Origin of the sequence: Nocardiopsis sp. LOL_012 (genome assembly GCF_048060475.1) — a bacterium.
GTDB lineage: Bacteria > Actinomycetota > Actinomycetes > Streptosporangiales > Streptosporangiaceae > Nocardiopsis.
In genome coordinates this window covers 25,965-46,241 of sequence record NZ_JBHMIV010000028.1, presented here as the reverse complement: position 1 = coordinate 46,241, position 20,277 = coordinate 25,965, and the positions used below count along the sequence as shown (strand labels likewise).

At 72.2% G+C, this 20,277-nt stretch carries 18 protein-coding genes and 1 tRNA gene; 9 read left to right on the top strand and 10 right to left on the bottom strand.

All coding sequences use genetic code 11. The features are described 5' to 3' along the window. Positions 1 to 38 precede the first annotated feature (38 nt). A complete protein-coding gene (locus tag ACFHWE_RS17370) occupies positions 39 to 1,337 on the bottom strand; it encodes an alanine racemase (RefSeq protein WP_416602696.1) in 1,299 nt (432 codons plus the stop codon). Beyond that, the gene (locus ACFHWE_RS17365) at positions 1,334 to 2,620 is read right to left on the bottom strand and encodes an amidohydrolase family protein (protein ID WP_416602719.1); all 1,287 of its coding nucleotides are present in this window, start codon (positions 2,618 to 2,620) and stop codon (positions 1,334 to 1,336) included. The genes ACFHWE_RS17370 and ACFHWE_RS17365 overlap by 4 nt, the downstream gene beginning before the upstream one ends. Before the next feature lie 111 nt (positions 2,621 to 2,731). Between ACFHWE_RS17365 and ACFHWE_RS17360 the strand changes: the two genes are divergently transcribed. From ACFHWE_RS17360 to ACFHWE_RS17350, 3 genes are all read left to right on the top strand, one after another. Next, complete coding sequence (locus tag ACFHWE_RS17360; protein WP_416602695.1) at positions 2,732 to 3,697, top strand: sugar kinase; 966 nt, start codon at positions 2,732 to 2,734, stop codon at positions 3,695 to 3,697. 2 nt (positions 3,698 to 3,699) lie between these two features. Next, complete coding sequence (locus ACFHWE_RS17355; RefSeq protein ID WP_416602694.1) at positions 3,700 to 4,446, top strand: IclR family transcriptional regulator; 747 nt, start codon at positions 3,700 to 3,702, stop codon at positions 4,444 to 4,446. Positions 4,447 to 4,649: 203 nt separating this feature from the next. Beyond that, entirely contained in the window at positions 4,650 to 5,426 is a 777-nt protein-coding gene (locus ACFHWE_RS17350) for an oxygenase MpaB family protein (protein WP_416602718.1), read from the top strand. A gap of 6 nt (positions 5,427 to 5,432) precedes the next feature. Here ACFHWE_RS17350 and ACFHWE_RS17345 read toward each other — a convergent pair whose 3' ends face one another. Continuing rightward, positions 5,433 to 8,348, bottom strand: coding sequence for an AfsR/SARP family transcriptional regulator (locus tag ACFHWE_RS17345; RefSeq protein WP_416602717.1), 2,916 nt, complete (start codon positions 8,346 to 8,348; stop codon positions 5,433 to 5,435). A gap of 166 nt (positions 8,349 to 8,514) precedes the next feature. After that, positions 8,515 to 8,715, bottom strand: coding sequence for a hypothetical protein (locus tag ACFHWE_RS17340; protein WP_416602693.1), 201 nt, complete (start codon positions 8,713 to 8,715; stop codon positions 8,515 to 8,517). A 427-nt stretch (positions 8,716 to 9,142) separates the two neighbouring features. Here ACFHWE_RS17340 and ACFHWE_RS17335 point away from each other — a divergent pair, with 427 nt between their 5' ends. From ACFHWE_RS17335 to ACFHWE_RS17325, 3 genes are all read left to right on the top strand, one after another. Then, a complete protein-coding gene (locus ACFHWE_RS17335; protein ID WP_416602692.1) occupies positions 9,143 to 9,649 on the top strand; it encodes an NUDIX hydrolase in 507 nt (168 codons plus the stop codon). 168 nt (positions 9,650 to 9,817) lie between these two features. Continuing rightward, the gene (locus ACFHWE_RS17330; RefSeq protein ID WP_028648554.1) at positions 9,818 to 10,255 is read left to right on the top strand and encodes a hypothetical protein; all 438 of its coding nucleotides are present in this window, start codon (positions 9,818 to 9,820) and stop codon (positions 10,253 to 10,255) included. A gap of 136 nt (positions 10,256 to 10,391) precedes the next feature. Then, positions 10,392 to 11,210, top strand: a complete 819-nt coding sequence (locus tag ACFHWE_RS17325; RefSeq protein WP_416602716.1) for a DUF2786 domain-containing protein — start codon at positions 10,392 to 10,394, stop codon at positions 11,208 to 11,210. A gap of 208 nt (positions 11,211 to 11,418) precedes the next feature. On the opposite strand, the gene dnaN is transcribed toward ACFHWE_RS17325, so the two are convergent. Beyond that, positions 11,419 to 12,564 carry a DNA polymerase III subunit beta gene (dnaN, locus tag ACFHWE_RS17320; protein WP_416602691.1) on the bottom strand — a complete coding sequence of 382 codons (1,146 nt, stop codon included), beginning with the start codon at positions 12,562 to 12,564 and terminating at the stop codon, positions 11,419 to 11,421. 137 nt (positions 12,565 to 12,701) lie between these two features. Here dnaN and alc point away from each other — a divergent pair, with 137 nt between their 5' ends. Beyond that, complete coding sequence (alc, locus tag ACFHWE_RS17315; RefSeq protein ID WP_416602690.1) at positions 12,702 to 13,826, top strand: allantoicase; 1,125 nt, start codon at positions 12,702 to 12,704, stop codon at positions 13,824 to 13,826. An 85-nt stretch (positions 13,827 to 13,911) separates the two neighbouring features. After that, positions 13,912 to 14,000, top strand: a tRNA-Ser gene (locus ACFHWE_RS17310). A 157-nt stretch (positions 14,001 to 14,157) separates the two neighbouring features. Here the strand turns inward: ACFHWE_RS17310 and ACFHWE_RS17305 are convergent. The 5 genes from ACFHWE_RS17305 to ACFHWE_RS17285 form a co-directional block, all read right to left on the bottom strand. Beyond that, a complete protein-coding gene (locus tag ACFHWE_RS17305; protein WP_416602689.1) occupies positions 14,158 to 14,835 on the bottom strand; it encodes a GAP family protein in 678 nt (225 codons plus the stop codon). 66 nt (positions 14,836 to 14,901) lie between these two features. Further along, positions 14,902 to 15,384: a DUF1269 domain-containing protein gene (locus ACFHWE_RS17300; RefSeq protein WP_416602688.1), complete on the bottom strand. Its 483-nt coding sequence runs from the start codon at positions 15,382 to 15,384 to the stop codon at positions 14,902 to 14,904. 128 nt (positions 15,385 to 15,512) lie between these two features. Next, on the bottom strand, positions 15,513 to 16,442 hold the full coding sequence (locus tag ACFHWE_RS17295; RefSeq protein ID WP_416602687.1) for a universal stress protein: 930 nt from the start codon (positions 16,440 to 16,442) through the stop codon (positions 15,513 to 15,515). A gap of 85 nt (positions 16,443 to 16,527) precedes the next feature. Continuing rightward, positions 16,528 to 17,457: a universal stress protein gene (locus tag ACFHWE_RS17290; RefSeq protein ID WP_416602686.1), complete on the bottom strand. Its 930-nt coding sequence runs from the start codon at positions 17,455 to 17,457 to the stop codon at positions 16,528 to 16,530. 85 nt (positions 17,458 to 17,542) lie between these two features. Beyond that, entirely contained in the window at positions 17,543 to 19,120 is a 1,578-nt protein-coding gene (locus ACFHWE_RS17285) for an AAA family ATPase (RefSeq protein WP_416602685.1), read from the bottom strand. A 178-nt stretch (positions 19,121 to 19,298) separates the two neighbouring features. Between ACFHWE_RS17285 and ACFHWE_RS17280 the strand changes: the two genes are divergently transcribed. Beyond that, positions 19,299 to 20,273: an NAD(P)H-quinone oxidoreductase gene (locus ACFHWE_RS17280; RefSeq protein ID WP_416602684.1), complete on the top strand. Its 975-nt coding sequence runs from the start codon at positions 19,299 to 19,301 to the stop codon at positions 20,271 to 20,273. Positions 20,274 to 20,277 lie beyond the last annotated feature (4 nt).

Below are 20,277 nucleotides of genomic sequence, written 5' to 3'. Positions count from 1 at the left end.
CTTCCTTCTCTCCGTTGCGGTGGACGGGCTTCGGGGGGTCAGAACAGGGTGCGGACGGCGTCCACGACGCGCAGTCCGGGGTCGAGCACGGGGATCAGCGGCCACTTGTCGAACACCGTGCACGGGTGGGACAGCCCCAGTTCAACGGTGTCACCGACCCGTGGCGCGCGCTCGTCGTCGGCGTCGAAGTCGCAGAACGCGTGGTGGTCGTTGAGCTTGGCGATGCGCGCCGTGCCCTCCAGCGGGACGCGCTCCCCGCCGCGGAGCAGGGCGCGCGGCAGGGGGAGGTCGATGTCGAAGGACACGTCGCGCTTGCCCGCGCCCAGGATCGCCCGTCCGGGTTCGGGGCGGGAGAGCACACGCGCGTAGCAGGTGAGCGCGGGGACCAGCGGATCGTCGTCGGCCGCCGAGCGCAGTGGTGAGACGCGCTCCATGAACACGTCGTCGTGGGTGACGTAGCAGCCCGAGCGCAGGATCCGGCGGACCGGCAGTGAGAGGTCGAGCTCCCCCGCCAAGGCCTGGTCTGCCAGGTCGGGGAAGGCGCTGCCGCCAGCGGTGACGATGATTTCGTCGGCTTCCGAGAACAGCCCCTCGGCGTCGGCGCCGCGCACGAACTCGGGCAGGCGGTCCAGCCAGGCACGCACCCGGGCGGGGGAGCCGTCGTCGCGGCGCTGGGGGAACACGCCCTCGAAGGCCTCCACCCCGGCCAGGGTGAGGGACGGGATCGCCGCCACCGTCCGGGCCAGGGCCAGCGCGCCGTCCGCCTCGCGCACGCCCGCGCGTCCGCCCTCGGGTCCCAGTTCCACGAGCACCCGCAGGGGGCGCGCCGCCCCGGCCAGGGCCGCCCCCATGGCTTCGGCCCCCTCCGCGGAATCCACCAGGCACAGGACCTCGAAGGCGGGGTCGGCGAGGGCGTCGGCGATCCAGGCGAGCTGGTTCCGTTCGACGACCTCGTTGGCGATGAGGACTCGGGGGGCACCGTGTGCGCGCATGGTGCGGGCCTGGGCGACGGTGGCGGCGGTGAGACCCCAGGCTCCGCGCTCCAACTGGGCCGACCACAGGCGCGGGGCCATGGTGGTCTTGGCGTGCGGGGCCAGGTCGACGCCGCGTGCGGCGCACCAGCGCGCGAAGCGGTAGAGGTTGTGCTCCAGCGCCCTCTGGTCGAGGGTGACGGCGGGCAGCCACAGGTCGTGCAGGGTCAGACCGGCCGCACGGACCTGGGCGGGGCTGAGGGGGCTGGTGGGCAGGGAGCGAGCGTCCACCGGCAGGGCGTCGAGGGCGGCCAGCCGGTCGGCGGGCAACGCGGGCCCGGCGGGGGCCGGGGCGTGGTCGGTCATCGGCGCGCTCCTCCATCGGTGTGCTCCCCGTCTGCGGGGCGCGGGAAGGGTTCGTCGAAGTCCTCGGGGCGGTCCAGGTGCCGCACGGAGTGGCGGACCCGTGATCGGCGCTCGGCCTCGGCGCGTTCCTGGGCCGCGCTGAGCGGCACCCACTCGGGCGGGGACGGTGCGGCGCGTGGCGGCAGTTCCCGGCCGGAGACGTAGGTGGCGGTGTTGGTCAGCCGCAGCGGCGCCTCACGGATCCCGCCGTGCACGTCCACCACGGGGAAGGCGCCGTGTTCGACGTCGAAGACGGCGATGTCGGCGTCCGCCCCGACCGTTAGTGTGCCGCCCGCGAGGCCGAGCGCGCGGGCGGGCCGGACCGTGGCGGAGCGCACCGCCTCGGCCAGGTCCATCCCGGCGGCCACGGCCTTGCCCATGACCGTCGGCAGGTCGAAGGCGGGGCCGTGCACGGAACGGACGTGCAGGTCGGTGGAGACGACGGGGGTGATCCCGGCGGCGAGCTCGGCCTCCAGTACGTCGAAGTCGAACGCGCCCGAGCCGTGGCCGAGGTCGAAGACCACCCCGGTGTCGCGGAGCCGGGACAGGGTGTCGGTGGGCCTGCCCTCGGTAACGAGTCCGGCGGCGACCCCGGTGGCACAGTGGGTGAGGATGTCGCCTTCGGTGAGCAGCGGCGCGATGTCGTCGATCGAGGGCGGTCCATAGCCTATGTGCACCATGAGCGGCCGTTCCAGCCGCCGGGCGAGTTCCACCGCGCGGCGCAGCGGTTCCAGCCCGTGCGCTCCGACGGTGTGGCGGTCGATGCGGGCCTTGACGCCGCGGACCAGGTCGCCGTGGCGGGCGGCCGCGGCCGCGGCGGCGTCCACGTCGAGGTTCTCCAGGACGTGGTGCTCGCCGGTACGGCCGACCAGTCCGAGCCCGGAGACGTTGATCAGCGCGTGGACGCGCAGCGGTGTGGCGTCGGCGACCCAGCGGCGCAGCCCGTCCATCGAGTAGGCGCCGGCGGACCCGGCGTCGACCCAGGTGGTCACACCGGTCCGCCAGGCGAGGGCGTCGGCGTCCAGCCCCCAGTAGGTGGCGCCGTGCCACAGGTGCGTGTGCAGGTCGACCAGTCCCGGCAGGACGAGGCGGCCGGAGGCGTCGGCCGTCCGGACGGCCCGGGAGGCGGGCAGGCAGGGGGCGACGGCGGCGACGCGGCCCGCACGCACGGCGACGTCGGCGGTCCCGTCAAGCCCCGAGGCGGGGTCGATGACCCGGCCGCCGCGCAGCACCAGGTCCCACACACCGACCACCCCCGCACTTTTGTTGCACTATAAGCAACACTGTTGCGTATTTTCCACCGTCAGGAATAGCATTCGGCCGTCGGGCGGGTCAAGCTCCCGCGTGGACCGGGCATGTGGGAGGCCGGAGTGGACGCGCAGCAGCTCGACGCGGTGTGTGTGGGCGAGACCATGGCCCTGCTCGTCCCCGACGGCGACTCACGGGACGGCGCGCCCCTGCTGCGCGCCGAGATCGGCGGCGCCGAGTCCAACGTGGCCGTGCACCTGGCCCGCGCCGGGCACCGCGCCGCCTGGCTCGGCGCCGTGGGCGACGACGCGTTCGGGCGGCTGGTCCGCGATCGGCTGACCGCCTCCGGGGTGCGCTGCCTCGCGCGCACCGACCCCGAACGCCCCACCGGGCTGTACACGAAGGAGCCCGGCCCGGGCGGGGTCCGGGCGCGCTACTGGCGGCGGGGGTCGGCCGCCTCCGCACTCGGTCCCGAGACGGCGGCCGAGGTCCGGCGGCTGCGGCCCCGCATCGTGCACACCACCGGCATCACCGCGGCCCTGTCCGACACCTGCCTCGCGCTGGTCGGGGACCTGCTGTCCGCTCCCTCCGACGGCACCCTGCGCAGCTTCGACGTGAACTACCGCCCCGCGCTGCACGGGGACCACAACGCCGACACCCTGCTCGGCCTGGCACGGCGCTGCGACATCGTCTTCTGCGGCACGGACGAGGCGGCGTCGCTGTGGGGCACCTCCGGCCCGGGCGAGTTGGCCGGCCTCCTGCACGGCCCCGACCTGCTCGTCCTCAAGCAGGGGGCCGAGGGCGCCATGGCCGTCCGGCACGACCGGTCCTGGTTCCAGCCCGCGCCCCGGGTGTCGGTCGTCGACCCCGTCGGCGCGGGCGACGCCTTCGCCGCCGGGTTCCTGGGGCGGCTGCTTGAGGGGGCGGCGGTCCCCGACTGCCTGGCCCAGGGCGCCCGGACCGCTGGGAGGGTCCTGGGGATCACCGGTGACGCACCCGCCCCCGAACCGGGGTACGCGGCGGCCTGGGAGACTGGGCACCGACCCGGCCGCGACCCGCGAGGGAGGGACTGACGGTGTCCACCAGTGTCGAACGGGCCATGCGCATCCTCGTGGAACTCGCGGACGGCCCCACCACGATCAGCGAACTGGCGCGGCGCCTGGACGTGCACCGCACGACCTCCCTGCGGCTGCTGCGGACCCTGGAGGAGCAGCGGTTCGTCCTGCGCACCGACGACGGCGGGTACCGGCTGGGTCCGCGGATGGCCACCCTGGCCGCGGCCGCGCTGGAGGGGTTCGACGTGCGCGGCCTGGCCGCCCGGCACCTGCGGGACCTGGGGGAGGCCACCGGGCAGACCGTCCACCTGGGCGCGCTGGAGGACGGCCGGGTGGTGTACCTGGACAAGGTGGAGTCGCGTCACGCGGTGCGCATGTACTCGCGGGTGGGCGCGCTCGCCCCGGTGCACGCCACAGCCATCGGCAAGGCGATCCTGTCCCGCCTGCCCGAGGACGGGCGCGACGCCCTGCTCGGCCCGCCGCCGTTCGCGCGCTGCACGCCCGCCACCCTGACCGACCGGGCCGCGCTCGACGCGGACCTGGCCCTGGCCGCCGAACGGGGGTGGGCGCTGGACGAGGCGGAACACGAGGAGTTCGTGCACTGTGTGGCGGCACCGGTCCTGGGGGCCGACGGGCGTCCGGTGGCTGCGGTCTCGGTCTCCGCTCCCCGCATGGTGCTGGACCGGGAGGACCTGCTGGCGCTGACCGGGCGGCTCACCGCCACGGCCCGTGACATCAGCGAGGAACTGGGCCGGCGCCGGCCCTGACCGGCACCGCGTCACCCGGCCACCGCCGCCACCGCCTGCCCGGCGATCGCCAGAGCGCCGCCCCACAGCGTGAGCCGCCGGAACGGTTCACCCGCCCGGCGGGCGGGAAGGATCACCATCCGAGCACGTCCCCGCGAACGGCAGACCGCGCACAGGGAGGGCCGTTGCCGCACCGACCCCGGGTAGACCACCCCGCCTCGCCGATGCTCAGAGTCCACTCCGAGGCGAGCCTCTTCCTCGGTTCGGCGTACGCGGTCCTCCTCCAGATCGCCCACCCGGGCGTGGCCCAGGGGGTGTACGACCACAGCGACTTCGCCTCCCGGCCCCTGCACCGGCTGCGCGGCACGCTCTACTACGTGTACGGGACCTCCTTCGGCACCGACGAGGAGCGCGCCCGCGTCCAGGCGATCGTCCGCGCCATCCACCGGAAGGTGCGCGGCCCCGGGTACGACGCCCTCGACCCCGAACTGCTGCTGTGGGTCGCCGCCACGCTGTTCCACACGTGGACGCGCATGTACGAACTGACGGTCAGGCGCCTCGAACCGGGCGAGGCGGCGGCCCTCCTGGACGAGGCCTCCGTCTACGCCACCGCCCTCGGCCTGCCCGCACAGAACTGGCCCGCCACCCCGGAGGGGTTCGACGCCTACTGGCACCGGGCCGTGGCACGGCTGGAGGTGGGCGGACCGGCCCTGGAGATCTCCCGGCAACTGTTCCGGCCGCACAACCGGCTGCTGTGGCCCCTGACCCGCGCGCAGCGGTTCCTCGCGGGCGGGTTCCTGTCCCCGGACCTGCGCGAGGCGTTCCGCCTCCCGTGGTCGGCGCGGCACCAGCGGTGGTTCGACCGGCTCATGCGGGTGGTACGGGCCCTGTACCCGCACCTGCCGAACGCGCTGCGCACGCTCCCGGGCAGGCTCTACCTGCGGTCGATGCGCAGGAACGGCGGCTGGACCCGGCCGCGACGGCGGAGAGCCGTCGCCTGAACGCCCTCAGCCGACGGATTCGAGGCTCAGCAGCGCCGCGCGGGCCTGGTCGGCCTCGCCCAGGCCGAGTTCGGCGAAGGTCCGCTCCGCCGCTTTGAGGAGTTCACGGGCACGGTCGACGGGCACCGCCGGTGCCGGGATCCGCCCCAGGGCGAGGGCGGCGCGGGCCTCGGCGTAGCGCTCGCTCCGCTCCTGCGCCGTGGCGTGGGCCCGCTCCAGAACGACGGTGGCCTCCCCCGGCCGTCCCGCGGCGGCGTAGGTGAGGCCGAGGTCGGTGAGGATCTCCGCGTCGCCGCTCCGGTCGCCGGACTCCTCCGCCAGTTCCAGTGCCGCCGTATGGGCATCGACGGCCTCGGCCCAGGAGCCGGCGGCCCGGTGGGCGTTGCCGAGGGAGTTGTGGACGTAGATCCGGTTGCCCACGAAACCCAGGCGGGCGGACAGTGCCAGGGACTCCTCCAGGTGGCGGAAGGCGTCTGCCAGCTCCCCGAGCCCGGTCCCGGCCTCGCCCATGACGCGTTTGGCGTGCGCCCTGGCCTCGTCCTGGTCCTGGCCCACGGTCTTGGCGATCACCTGTTCCGCGCAGTGCAGGGCCTCCCGGTACTGCCCGAGCGTCTGCCGGAGCACGGCGAGGTTCCCCCACTGGTGGGCCTCCAGTTCGGTGTCGCCCATCTCCACCGCGTAGTCCAGGACCCCCTGGAAGGCCTCCAGGGACTCGCCGAACCGGCCGATCCGCTCATGGACCATGCCGAGGTTGGCCAGGGCCCGGATGATGCCCCGGCGGTCCCCGACCGACTCCAGGAGCACCCTGGCCTTGGTGAGGAAGGCCAGCGCCTCGTCGAAACGGCCGGAGATGTAGTGGGCGATGCCCAGCCCGATGAGCGTCACGGCGCGGCCCCGCAGGTTCCCCTGGTCGTCGCTGGCCTGGAGTGCCCGCTCCTGGGAGCTGATCAGCAGCCCCATGTGCCCGTGGAGCGCGTAGAAGCGCCATACGGAGTCCGCCATCCGCCACGCGTGGTCACCGCTGTCACAGGAGGCGAAGTACTCGATCGTGTCCGCGAGGTTCTCCTGGTGGCGGGAGAACCACTCCTCGGCGTCGGCCCGGCCGGACAGGTCGGTGCGGTGTGTCGTCTCGCGGTCGCGAAAGCGGCTGCCCATGAGCTCGGCCGCGTGCTCGGCCATCGACAGGTAGTACGCGGCCAGGTTCTTCCTGGCTTCCTCTCCGCTACCGGGCTCCAGTGCGCCGCTGCGGCTGAGCGCGAACTCCTTGACGAGGTCGTGCAGGCGGTAGACGTCGCCCTGCGGTTCGTCGAGCAGGCACATCCCCACGAGTTCCTGGAGGGCGTCGTCGGCGTCGTCGAAGGACAGGCCCAGCAGGGTCGCCGCCCCGCCCAGGTCGACGGTGTCCCCGATCATGAGCCCCAGCAGTAGGAAAGTCCGCCGCTGGTCGGCGTTGAGGCTCCGGAACGACAGGTCGATCGCCGTCTCGACGCTCTGCCCCTCCACACGCAGCTCGCGGAACGTGCGGCTCTGGTCACCGAGCCTCCTGGCGACGTGCGCGAAGGACCACTGCGGCCGGCTCAGCATGCGTCCGGCGATCACCCTCAGGGCGAGCGGGAGGCCGCCGCAGATGCGGATGATCTCCCGCGCCTGGTCCGGTTCCTCCCGGACGCGCTCCTCCCCCAGCACCCGGCCCAGGAGTTCCAGGGACGACTCCTCGTCGAACATGCCCAGTGACAGGAAGGAGGCCCCGCTGAGGCCGGAGAGCTCGTTGCGGGTGGTGATGAGCGCCATCGAACCGGGGGAGGACGGCAGCAGGGGGCTGACCTGCGCGTAGCCCATGGCGTTGTCCAGGACGAGCAGGACCCTGCGCCCCATGAGGGTCGTCCGCCACAGGGCGGAGCGCTCGTCCAGGGAGTCGGGCACGGACTCGGGGGCCGTTCCGACGGCGCGCAGGAGCGCCCCCAGAGCGGCGGCCGGGTCGAGGGGCTCCTTGTTGGCCGTGTATCCGTACAGGTCGATGAAGATCTGGCCGTCGGGGTAGCGCGGAGCGCACTCGTGGCCGAAGCGGACCGCTGTGGTGGTCTTGCCCTCGCCGCCGGTCCCCGTGATGACGCAGACCTTGGCGCGGTCCTCGCCCGAGGCCGAGATCTCGTGCAGACGTCGCAGGGCCTCCCGCCGCCCCGTGAAGTCGGGCAGGTCCCTGGGGAGGTCGCTGCGGACCAGGTAGCGGTCGCCCTGGTCCGGCCCCGTCTCGGCCGCGGAGTCCTCACGCAGCATCCGGGCGTGGAGCGAGACCAGGTCGGGCCCCGGGTCCACCCCCAGTTCCTCGGCGAGTCTGGCCCGGAACTCCTCGTACAGCGCCAGGGCGCGGGCCCGTTCGTTGTCACGCCACAGGGCGGTGATGAGCAGGTGGTGCGTCTTCTCCCGGAACGGGTCCTCGCTCACGAGCGGGGTCAGTCGGGAGACCACATCGGCGCAGCGGCCCATTTCGAGGGCGTTGGACGCCCACGAGATCACGGCGGACGAGTGCTCCTCGCGCAGGGGGACGACCACGGTCTGGTCGAGGAAGTCCGATCCAACCCCGGAGAAGGGGACCCCGCGCCAGCAGGACAGTGCCTGTTCCAGGAGTTCGACGGCCCTCTCGGGCTCCGCCGACGAGGCGGCGTCCCTCAGCAGGCGGAAACGGTGGAGATCGACGGCCTCGGCGTCCACATCGAGTGCGTATCCGCCCGGTGTCGTACGAATGTGCCCCGGAAAGGCCCGCCGGAGGTGGGAGATCTGCACCTGGATGACGGATCTGGCGGTCCGCGGGGGGTCATCACTCCACAGGTAGGAGATCAACTGATCGACGGTGACCTCTCGGCGGAAGTGCACCAACAGTGCCCCGAGTACGCAGCACTGACGAGGTCCGCCGACCGAAATCCGTCGTCCGTCGGACCAAGCGGTGATGGGACCAAGAACACCGAATTCCACACAGGAACCCTAGCAAGGGCAAGGGCTTCCCTGTATGGATAAGGGCAGGAAAAAGACTCCGAGTACCCCCCTCTGCACCGGCACTCGGAGTGACTTTTCGGATGCTCGATCCGGTTTATGCGCCTTCCTCGGGCTCCTCCTTGGCAGGCTCACTCTTGGCGGGCTCCTCCTTGGCAGGGGCCCCCTCGCGCGGTTCCGACTGAGCCGGCACGCCTTCCCTCGGGTCGGGGTCGTCCATCGGCCGCATCTTCGCCGCGGGCTCGACACCCGAGATGATCGCGTCGAACTCCTCGTCGACCATCAGCATCTTCGGCACTCGGACTCCTCGTCTCACCGCACTCGTGTAGAGCCGCAGCGCGGCCCTACGCCTTCTGTTCCTACGAAGTACCACGGACCGGCCCCCCTGGGGGTGGAGGGCCACCCGCGGCGGTTCCGCCTGCGACGCGCCACGGGTGGCATGTGTCCAACGAACTCCGGACCGGCAACGAGCCGTCCTCTCGCGGGAGCCGGTCGCGTCGAACGTGCTCCACACTAAGAAGAGGATCTTCCGTCCCGCTTTCAGTCCGCTTTCACCCCCGTCCCACTCGGGGAAGAGGCCGCCCCGGCCACGGGTTCACAGAAGGTGTGGCGGTGTACCACCGCCGCCCCGGGGAAGTCCCCTTCTGGCAGGCGCCATCTCCGGGGTGGAACATGGGGGGAGAACGGACCGGCCCGAGGCCGGCGCGACACGGATGGAGGACTCGATGCTGGACGGAGACGGCAACGGCTGGGTGCACCTGCCAGACGGAGGCCGACGCTGGGGAGTCTACGGAGCCGCAGGGCTTCTGCTCTACTCCACCGACGTGACCGGTACCGGCCATGTCCTCCTCCAGAACCGCGCGCAATGGACACACATGGGTGGAATGTGGGGCATTCCCGGCGGGGCGCGGAACCGCGACGAGACCCCGCTGGAAGCCGCGGTCCGCGAATTCCGGGAAGAGGTCTCGGGAGACCTCGGCGACTTCACCGTCGTCGGCAGCTACGAACACGACCTCACCGTGTGGCGGTACGACACCTTCCTGGCACGCGTCCCCGACCTGCCGCCCTTCGGTGTCGGCAACGCGGAGAGCAACGAGGTCCGCTGGGTCCCCGTCTCCGAGACCGAGTCCCTGCCCCTGCTCCCCGCGTTCCGCACCACCTGGGCGCACCTGTGGGCCGACCTGGCCGCGATCGGTGACCAGGCCGCGCCGGGCACTCCGGCGGCCGGCTGATCGTTGGACGGGAGACGGGGCCGCGTAGGGCCCCGCCCCGGGTGCCGCGGGGGCGCCTCCGGGGTAGATCAGGGACGTGCCCTGATGTCACGGCGGACCCTGGAGCGCATGCTGGAGGAGACGGCCGTGCGAGGACGGGCGTCACGCGATTCGACTGGAGCGGTGAACATGACGCTGGAGCGCGGTAACGCATTCACTCCTGTCGCCTCGGCGACGATGATCTGGCCCTGGGGGGCGTCGGTCGTGGGCGGCTCGGTCGCCGGTGCCCTCTCCTTCCTGATGAACTTCGGCCTAGCCGGTATCCCGGGGGCGGTGACGACCGGAATCTTCTTCTTCGCCCTGATCGGTGGTGTCGGCGGGGTGCTCCGCAAGAAGGCCGACCGCCGGGGCCGCCGGTGGGCGGCGACCTACCCGTTCCGCTACGCGGCGGCTCCGGCCCTGCTCGGCGGCGGCGCCACCGCCATCGTGAGCTATGTCGCATCCGTGATCAGCAGCTTCGCGATCTTCAGCGGGCTGTTCGGCGCCCTGTTCGCCGGTCTGGGCGCGGGCCTGGTCCTGTGGGTCATCATCGGGATCGTCGCCATGGTGGCGGGCGACAAGAACTAGGCCGCCTTCGGGGGCACCACGATGGTGGTCGGGAACAAGAACGCCTAGGCTCGGTGTTTCCCGCCGATGGGCGGAACCACCGATACTCACCTAGGGAGACGACCGGGCGCCGATGACTGAAGCTGCTCGTCAGAAGATGGTCGAGCGGGTCCGCGGGCTTCTCCGCATGGCGGAGGACCCCGCGGTCACCGATGCCGAGAGCCAGGCGTTCACCGCCAAGGCAGCCGAGCTGATGACCCGGCACGCGATCGCCGAGGCCGAGGCCCGGGCCGAACGGGGCGAGGCACCCGACGCCATCAACCGTATGGACTACACGGTCACGGGGGTGGGCGGCCACGGCAAGGCACGGGTCCGCGCCCTCGCGGACATCGCCGCGGCGTACGGCTGCCAGTCGGCGGTGCGCGGCAACAACGCCACCAACGCCGACCGCACCATCATCCTGGTGGGCACCGTGGACGCCCTGGAGGCGCTGCGTATGCTGCTGCCGTCCATCTCGATGCAGATGGAGGCCTCGGCCAGGTTCATGAGTTCGACGCACGTGAGCGATATCCGGGAACTGCGCAACTACACGCGCTCGGAACTGGAGACCGAACGCAAGCGCTACTACCGGTCGTTCGTGCGGGCCTACGGACAGGCCGTGGCCGAACGCATCCGCGACTTCCGTGCCCGGCTCCAGGAGGCGGCCGCCCAGAAGGGGGCCGAGGGCTCCGGCGGTACGGGGGAGAACGGCGGTTTGGAATCGTCCCGCGGAGCGGAACTGGTGCTGCGCGACGACGTTCACCGCGTCAGCGAGGAGTTCCAGCGGCAGTTCCCGCAGTTGCGCAAACACCGTCCCGAACGCACGCACAGCGCGGCCGGGTACCGGGCCGGGTACCGCCGCGGGCGCGAGGCGGAGTTGGGGCTGGGAGCTTCGGTGAACGCCGGTGGGATGTCCACTCTGACTGAGGGCGAATAGCCCAGACCGTGAAGTTATCCACAGGCCGCCCCGACTTGTGGATCTTCGACGTCTTCGCATGTCAAAGCCGTGTCAAGCGGCCTTCCCAGGGAAGACCCGCACCTTTTGAGCACCAATGGCCCTGGGTTATCCACAGGCATTCGAGACGCCTGTGGATAACTTGTGGACATCGGCGGAGAAGTCCCGGAGATCCCGGTTCCGCCCCTGTTCAGGAGAGCCGCAGCGGCTGGACCAGATAACGGAAGGCCGGTGCGGCACCCTCATTGGCGGGCACGTCGGTGATCACCGCGGGTTTCGTCGGCTCGGTGAAATTCAGGTAAGCGGTATCGGTCTCCACCCCGGCGAGACCGTCGATGAGGTAGTCCGGACGGAACGCCACCCGCAGAGGATCCCCCTCGTAGGCGACCCCCATGGACTCGACGGCCTGTGCGTCGTCACCCGACCCCGCCTCCAGCACGGCCTCCCCCGCGGAGAAGGCCAGCCGCAGCGGGGTCCCCCGGTCGGCGACCAGCGCCACCCGCTTGACGGTCTCCAGCAGCGGGCCCACGGCGACCTCCGCCCGCGCGGCGAACTCGGTGGGGAACCAGGAGGCGTACGTGACGAAATCGCTGTCGATGAGTCGCGTGGTCGTACGGCGCTCCCCGTTCTCGAACCCCACCATGCCGTCCGCCGCGCCGGTCGGCCGCCCCTCGCTAGCCGCGAGCGCGATATCGACGTTCGACTTGCTCACCAGGCCGCGCACGATGTCGGCGAGCGTACGGGCGGGCACCAGGGCCGCGGTGTCGATCCCCGCCTCGGCGGGCTGCCACCACATCTCGCGCAGCGCGATCCGGTAGCGGTCGGTCGCCACGAGGGTCAGGGTGTCGCCCGAGAAGTCCATGTACACACCGGTGAGCATGGGAAGGGTGTCGTCCCGGCTCGCCGCGGGTGTGACCTGACGGACCGCCGCCGCCAGCACGTCGGAGGGCGCCGACCCGATCACGCCGGGCATTCCCGGCAGGTCCGGGTAGTCCTCCAGAGGCATCGTGACGAGCGTGAAGCGTGCCGCGCCCCCCGTGACGAGCAGCCTGGGGCCGTCGCTCTCGATGGTCACCGACCCCTGGGGAAGGTTGCGCACGATCTCCGCCAGCAGGCGGCCCGGCACCAGTGCGGCACCCGCCTCCTCGGCCGCCACGTGGACCGACGCCCGTGTGGAGACCTCGTAGTCGAACCCGGACAGGTACAGGGAGGTGCCGTCCTCGGCCACTCGCAGGCGCATCCCCGCGAGCACGGGCACGGCGGGCCGGGTGGGAAGGGCACGAGCCGTCCAGGCGACCGCCTCGGCGAACGCGTCGCGGTCCACTCGCAGTCTCACGCCATTGCCTCCTCATGGTGTCGACACTGGGAAACCTACCCAGAAGGGACGACAAATCCGTGGCCCGGACGTGGACGCGCACGGCCCCGCCCTGGGATCGTGGGGACACCACACGTCCCACAGCCCACGGGAAGAGCATGACGCCACCGGCTTCCGTCGATCCCCGCGACTACAACGCCCGGCCCTACGGGGGCGGGGACCCCTACGCCGACCACAGGCCCGCCACACGCGACTTCTCCGGCCTGACCGACCTCGCCGACCGGCGGCTCGGTGGCTCCGTCATCGCCGCCAACGACGAGTTCTTCGCCGACCGGGAGAACCTGCTCGTCACCGGACCGGCCGTGTTCGACCCCGAGGTCTTCGGCCACAAGGGCAAGGCCATGGACGGCTGGGAGACCCGCCGCCGACGCGGCACCAGCGCCGAACAGCCCCACCCCGCCGACGACGACCACGACTGGGCCCTGGTCCGCCTCGGCCTGCCCGGAACCGTCCAAGGGGTCGTCGTGGACACCGCGCACTTCCGCGGCAACCACCCGGCCGAGGTGAGCGTCGAGGCCGCCCATGTCGAGGGCGCGCCCTCCCCCGAGGCGCTCCTGGCCGCCGAGTGGACCGAGATCGTGCCGCGCACCCCGGTGTACGGGCACGCGGCCAACGACTTCACGACCGCCGTCGAACGGCGCTGGACCCATCTGCGGCTCAAGCAGTTCCCCGACGGCGGGATCGCCCGCCTGCGCGTGTACGGCACACCGGTCGCCGACCCGGCATGGCTGTCCGCCCTGGGCGGGTTCGACCTGGCCGCCCAGGAACACGGAGGAACGGTCGAGGACGCCTCCGACCGGTTCTACTCCCCTCCGGAGAACATCATCGCCCCGGGCCGCTCCGCGAAGATGGACGACGGCTGGGAGAACCGCCGCCGCAGGGACCACGGCAACGACTGGGTGCGCCTCCGGCTCGCCGCGCAGGGTTCGGTCCGCGCGCTGGAGGTGGACACCGCCTACCTGAAGGGCAACGCCGCCGGGTGGGTGACCGTCCTGGGCTGCGACGCCGAGCGCGACCCGGACACGTGGTTCGAGATCGTCGACCGCACGAGGCTGCAACCCGACAGCCCGCACCGCTTCCTCCTCGACACCCCGGTCACCGTCACCCACGTGCGCACCGACGTCTTCCCCGACGGCGGGATCGCCCGCCTGCGCGTGTACGGCTCACTGACCGACATCGGCCATGCCGCCCTGGTCCGGCGCTGGGAGGAGTCGACCGGCTGAGGCCCCGCGGAACGGCCCCTGGGAAGCCAGGTGTGCAAGAGCGGCGCATGCCCTACCATGACTGGCGGAGCGTCGTGCTCCACCAGGAGGGTTCGCATAGCGGCCGAGTGCAGTGCTCTTGAAAAGCACCAAGTCCTTGACGGGGCTTCGTGGGTTCAAATCCCACACCCTCCGCCGCCGAGGTTCGCCCCAGGGCGAAGCCGGGGCCCGAGGTTCGCCCTGAGACGAACCTCGGGCCCCGGCCGTACGTCTCGCTCATCCCCGTCTCCTCACACGCGTTCCCTCCCCAGGACACAGGGATCCGAACAGCCGACGCGTGAGCGGCGGGATATCAGCCCGCCAGGGTGGTCAGGCCCTTGTCGAGGAACACGCCGCCGAAGACGAACAGCAGGGTCATCATGACGGTGTCGTGGCGGGCGACCAGCCAGGTGAGGGCCCGCTCCAGTGCGCGGTCACCGTCGGGGCCCCTGACCAGCGCCACCGCCAGCGGCGTGAGGAGACCGACGGCACCGAGAACAGCGAAGAGGAGCGCGAACGCGGCCGAGCCCCCGGTGCCGAGGCCGCCGACGCCGATGGCGGTGCCCGCGCCGAGGGACATCGCGAGGTTCTTGGGGACCAGGCCCGATATGGCAGCCGCCAGCCCCACGACCTTCACCGGGGTGAGCCCGTTGACGGTGGCGATCCACGCGGGCGGTTCGGGGTCCCCGTCTCCGGAGGAGCGCAGCGAGCTCCGCAGTCTCCGCACGGCGAGGACCAGCATGAGCGTGCCCGCCAGCGACTGCACCGCGCCGACCCAGGCGGGCGGTGCGCCGCCGCCGTACCCCAGACCGGTGAGCAGTGCGACGACGAGCGCGACACCGAACAGCGCGGCCGTCCACGCCGCGATGAACACGACCGCCCTGCCCCTGCCGCCGTCGGCCGTGAGCAGCACGATCACCGCCACGACGGACAGCGGTGCCGCTATGAGGCCGAAGACGAACGGCAGCATGCCGGCGAACACACCGGACACGGCTTCCCCTCTCGACACCTGAGCCGCCGGTGTGCGGCGCGCACCGGCGGCGTGGACGAGGCCGGCTCAGGCGCGCAGCGCCTCGACGAGCTCCTGCTCGTCGTCCTTGGACAGGTTGGTCTGGATGACCTTGGGGTCCAGCGGACGGAAGGCCTCAACGACCCGGTCGGCGGCGTTGATGTCGGTGAGCAGGAACACCGCGGCGCGCCCGTCGTCGAGCTGGGCACCGATCTGCTTGATCATGTCGTCGTCGATGCCGATGTCGGTGAGTTTGCCGGCGACCGCGCCGCTGGCGGCGCCCACCGCCATGCCCAGGATCGGGTTGAGGAAGATCAGCCCGATGAGCGTGCCCCACAGGGCGCCGCCGAGAGCGCCCCTGCCGGTGGTGTTCACCGTCTGGTGGATGCGGGGGCGCCCCTTCGCGTCCTTGTAGGCGTAGGCGCCGTCCTGCAGGCGCAGGAGCTCCTGCCTGTTGAGGCTGGCGGCGATGTCGAGGGCTTCTTCGGCGGTGTCGCGGTCGGCCACGCCGAGAACGATGAGCTGAGCCATGGGTGTACGTATCTCCCGTCATCGCCGGGCCCTCCGTTCGGGCCCGGTCCGGTGCGAGCCTTCCCGCCGCCGTCTCCGGACAAGGCCAACGATCGACAAAGGTCCGGCCGTGCCGCGACCGCCCTCCCCTACTCCTCGTCGGCGTGCTTGGGCAGGATCACCACGGGAACCTTCGACCGGTGCAGCACCGACTGGCTCACTGACCCCAGCAGCAGGCCGAGCACGCTCCCCCGCCCACGGGAGCCGACGACGATCGCGTCCGCGTCCTCGGCGGCGTCCATCAGGGCGTCCGTCGGAGACTTCTGGGTGCGGATCACGCTGACCGGGACGCCAGCCTCGTCGCCCCGTTCGTCGATGACGTCGGCTATCAGCTCGGCCACCATCGACTCCGACTCGCGGTCGAGCACCTCGTCCTGCCTCTGGTATCCCGCAGCGGTCAGCGCCACCGGGTCGTGCGGGAAGACGACCTCCCAGCTATTGACCACGACGAGCTCCCCGGAACCCTCCTTCACCAGGTCCACGGCGAGCCCCAGGGCACGGCGCGCGTGCTTGGACCCGTCCACACCGACCACGACCTTGCCCAGGGCCGTGGTCTTCGGGCTGCCGCCGACAGCGGCGGGCACGGCGACGACTGGGCAGGGCGCGTGCGCGGCCAACCGAACACTGACCGACCCCGCGAACACCGACGCGACCGACCCCATGCCCCTCGTCCCGACCACGATGAGGTCGTGCGGGTGGCAGTGGCGGATGATCGCCAGCGGAGCCTCCTCCAGGTCGGTCATCGTCTTGATCTCCACCGAGGGCGCGATCTCCTCGGCCCGCTTCACGGCCCGGGTCATCACCTGATCGGCCTGGTCGGAGATCTCCTGGGTCGGCTGGAAACGGACCGGCCGACCGTAGGCGGTCACGATCAGCGGCATGCCCAGCGCGTACACGAGTGTGAGCGGCACCCCTCTGCGGTCCGCCTCCACCGCCGCCCATTCCAGGGCCGCGTTGGAGTTGTCCGAGCCGTCGATCCCCACCACCACGTGGGGATGGTGCTCTGTCTGCTTGGTCATGGTCTCCCCCTACGTCTACTCTCAATGATCACCGGAAAAGGGGTGCTGACACGGCAGCGGCACAGGCGGGGTCCTCCGGCCGTTCTCACTCCGTCTCCTCCGAGCGCGGGGGCAGCACCGCCACGGGGACCCGCGACTCGCGGATCACCCCCTGGCTGACCGACCCCATGACCAGGCCGCTCACACCGCCCCGGCCACGCGAGCCGACCACGACCAGATCCGCTCTGTCGCCCGCGGCCACCAGGGAATCGACGGGGTCGGCCTGGGTACGGACCGCGCTGATGTCCACCCGCTCGGTGCGGTCGTCGATCACCTCCGCGAGCACCCCGGCGACGATCTCCTCGGACTGCCGGTCGAACACCTCCTCGTGCGTCTCCCGTATGTCCGCCCCGAGCGCCGTCACGTCCGCGGGCAGCGGCACCTCCCAACTGTTGACCACCTCCACCGAGGCGCCACTGAGCAGGGCCTCGCCCAGGCCGAAACGCAGCGCCCTGCGGGACGACTCCGAGCCGTCCACACCCACGACGATCACCCCCCTGGGTTCGGGCGGCCCGTCCAGGGGTGTGGGCCGGTCCTCATGGGCCGGGACGGCCACCACCGGGCAGGGGGCGTGGGAGGCCGCCCTTGTGGTCACCGAACCGTGGACGATCGCCCGGACGGCCCCCAACCCGCGCGAACCCACCACGATGACGTCGCCGTGCCGCGCCTCGTGGAGCACCGCGTCCGGACCGTCCTCCGGGGACAGCACGGTCACCGCCTCCACCTCCGGACGGATCCTCTGGACCAGGTGGGCGCTGTCGGACAGCAGCTCCCTGCCGTACCTGCGCGCCTCCTCGGCCTCGGTGTCACGGTCCGAAGCGCTGTGGTCCTCCGTAGGCGCACCCAGCCCGTGCACGATCCGCAGGCCCACCCCGCGCCTGGCCGCCGCGTCCGCGGCCCACTCCAGTGCGGCATGGGCCGCGGGGGAGCCGTCCACCCCGACCACGACGGCGTGCCCGCGTTGCTGTTCGCTCATCTTCACAACCTCTCCGTGTCCTCTCCATTCTGGTGACACGGGGGCGTACGGCACCAGAGCCCCGCCCACCGGATCGGCACGGTCGTCAGGCGAACCCCTCCCCCACGCTGGCCGCCAGCATCAGATAGGCGTCCCTGGTCCCGGCGTCGAGCCTGTCCAGATCCACCTCCGCCCCCTCCTCCAGGTGGCCGTCCCACGGCACCCGGACCACCGTCCGGCACCGGCCGGCGAAGTGCCCCTCCAGCCGTTCCAGGTCGACGCTGCTCTTGGAGTTGGGCCGGACCATGGACAGGACCACGGCCGCGCCCCGGACCAGGCCGCCGTACCCGTGCGCCTCCAGCCAGTCCAGGGTGGCGCTGGCGCTGCGCGCCCCGTCCACCGAGGCCGAACTCACGAGCACCACCTGGTCGGCGAGGCCGAGCACACCGCGCATGGCGGAGTGGAGCAGCCCCGTACCGCAGTCGGTGATGCAGATGGAGTAGAAGTGCTCGACGATCCGCGCCACCTCGCGGTAGTCCTCCTCGCTGAACGCCTCCGAGACCGCGGGATCGCGGTCCGAGGCGAGGATCTCCAACCGGCTGGGCGCCTGCGAGGTGAACCCGCGGATGTCGGCGTACCGCGACACCAGGTGGCTCTCGTTGAGCAGGTCGCGGATGGTCGCGGAGGTCTCCAGGCGCACCTTGTCCGAGAGGGTGCCCCGGTCCGGGTTGGCGTCGACCGCCAGGACCCGGTCACCGCGCAGGGAGGCCAGTGTGGCGCCGAGGGCGACCGTGGTGGTGGTCTTGCCGACGCCTCCCTTCAGGCTGAGGACCGCCACGCGGTGGTGTCCGCCGGCGACGGGGGTGCTCGCCCGGGAGACGAGTTCGCGGTGGCGCCGCTCCCGCGCCGACTCCCCTGGGGTGACCAGCCCCAGGGTCATGGTGTGCACGGCCTTGCGCCACCCTCCGTCGGGCCCCTGGCGACGGGTGCGCACCAGGCTGGCGGTGTTGAGCGACTCGGCGGTCTCGCCGCCCTCCCGCAGGGACGGGGCCGGGCGCGGCGGGCTCTGCGGCGGCGCGGTGTCGGCCCGTGGCCCGGCCAACGAACGCGGAGGTACCGGGGTCTGGCCGGTCCAGGGGGTATCGGGCTCAGGAGCACCGTCCGGGGCCTGCACGGTCCCGGACCGCTCCGCGGCCGGACGGGTGGGGGCCGGCGCCGGATCGACGCGTTCGACCTCCAGAGGGGGCAGTTGCTCGGGCTCGGGGACGTCGGACGCCCCCCGCGTCCGGCCGGTGCCGAACGGTTCCGCTTCCTCGGCCCCCGGCCGGACCGGTCGCGGGGGCAGGGACGGGCGCACCGGCTCCGGGCGGTCGGGGAACAGCCGGACCGTGCCGCCGTCCCCGTCCGCGGTCTCCGGCCCCTCACCCGCCTCGGGTTCCACGGGCGGGTCCTCCTGCGGCGGTGTCCGGCCGTCCTCGGGGATCCGGGCGTAGGGCGGCGGGGGCGGGGCCTCGGCCCCCTCGAACCCGCCGAACCACTGCTCCCGGGGGGAGGGGGCGGACGCGGGCCCGGCGTCGTCTGAGGCGCCCTCCCCCTCCCGCGCGCCGTCCGCGGGCGAGTGCCAGAGCGGCTCGTCGCGGGGCCCGGTGTTCAGGTCCGGTCCATCGTGTTCCTTGTGTGCCACCAGAGTGCTCCCCAAGAGGCGTTGAGGGGTGAGAGAGGGTCGACCGGGAGCGGGTTCCGACCAGGAACGCTCCCGGTCCCACTCATACCCGTACGGCACAGGAGAAGCATCCCGTTCGGCGAACATGTGGGCTTGATCCCCCGAACGGGCCGAACACGGCGCGGGTAATCTCGGACCCATGTACGCAATGCGCATCACCGCGCCAGGCGGACCCGACGCCCTCTCCTGGTCCGAGGTCCCCGACCCGGTTCCCGGCCCCGGCGAGGTCGTCGTCGAGGTCGCCGCGAGCGCCCTCAACCGGGCCGACATCGCACAGCGCGAGGGGGCCTACCCCCCACCGCCCGGCGCACCCGAGTACCCGGGCCTGGAGTGCTCGGGAACCATCGCCGCCCTCGGTTCCGGCGCCCACGACTCCGGGTGGGCGGTGGGCGACCCCGTGTGCGCCCTCCTCGCCGGGGGCGGCTACGCCGAACGCGTGGCCGTACCGGTGGGACAGCTACTGCCGGTCCCCAAGGGCGTCGGGACGGTCGAGGCGGCCGCCCTGCCCGAGGCCGCGTGCACCGTGTGGTCGAACCTGGTGCCGGAGGCACGGCTCAAGTCCGGGGAGACCCTCCTGGTCCATGGCGGCAGCAGCGGTATCGGCACGTTCGCCATCCAGTTCGCGCGCGAACTCGGTGCACGGGTGGCCGTCACCGCGGGCAGCGACGAGAAGCTGGACTTCTGCCGTGATCTGGGCGCCGAGACCGCGATCAACTACCGGACCGAGGACTTCACCGAGCGGATGCGCTCCCTGGGCGGAGCGGACGTGGTCCTGGACCTCATGGGTGGCTCCTATCTGGACGCCAACCTGCGGTCCCTGAAGACCGGCGGGCGCCTGGTGGTCATCGCGCTCATGGGCGGCCGCTCCGCCGAACTCGACCTGGGCCGCATGCTCGTCAAGCGCCTCTCCGTACACGCGACCACCCTCCGGTCCCGGCCGGTCGAGGAGAAGGCGGCCATCACCGCCGGAGTACGCGACCAGGTCTGGCCGTTGGTGGAGAAGGGGGCCGTTCGGCCGGTGATCGACCGGACGGTTCCGATGCGGGAGGCGGCCGAGGCGCACCGCATCATGGAATCGAGCGCGCACACGGGCAAGATCCTGCTCACCCTGTGACCGG